Raw genomic sequence first — 599 nt, 5'->3', positions numbered from 1 at the left:
AAGGGCTTCCACCGCATCCGCCACTACGGCCTGCTCGCCACGGGCCGGTGCAAGGCCAACATCGCCCGCGCCCGCGAGTTGCTCGCCGTCCCCGCACCGCCCGTGGCCCCCAAGCCGGCCTCTTCGGCGGAACGCCGCACCCCATGCCCCTGCTGCGGCGGGCGCATGCTGGTGATCGAGAGCTTCGAGGGCACGGTCCGCGCCCGGGCTCCGCCCCCGCACCGATGGAGAGCCGGATGAAGGCGCCGTGACCCGGCACGGCCAGATCCAGCACAGGGCCGAAGCGACACCGCTTCGGCCATCGGACACGCTCGCCCTCACGGCGTCCGGCATCGTCCGCAGCGAGCCCGGCACAGCACCATCGCCTGCCGGCAGCGGCGGCGAACCTCGATGGCATCACCTGCTGACCGATCTCACGCCTCGTCCGGCTACGGGTCCGCCAGTCTGGACTGGCCGCGGCGCCTCCGCGCGCTCGCCCGTTTCGCCAAATCCCCATAGCGCGAGGCGACCCCCGCGCGTTCGTCCTTGGGCGGCTTACCGACGGCGGCCCTCAGCCTAGACGCTCGGCCAGTGCCGGCCGCCGTCCGTAACCCTTCACC

General features: G+C 73.3%; 1 pseudogene. It reads left to right on the top strand.

The annotated features are described in order from the left end of the window. Positions 1–240 (top strand): annotated as a pseudogene (locus tag D3273_RS28675) (IS91 family transposase); the annotation flags it as partial. Between the last annotated feature and the right edge of the window lie 359 nt (positions 241–599).

This window comes from Lichenibacterium minor, from assembly GCF_004137685.1.
GTDB lineage: Bacteria > Pseudomonadota > Alphaproteobacteria > Rhizobiales > Beijerinckiaceae > Lichenihabitans > Lichenihabitans minor.
The sequence above is the reverse complement of the archived record's forward strand: the minus strand, read 5'-3'. Positions and strand labels throughout refer to the sequence as shown.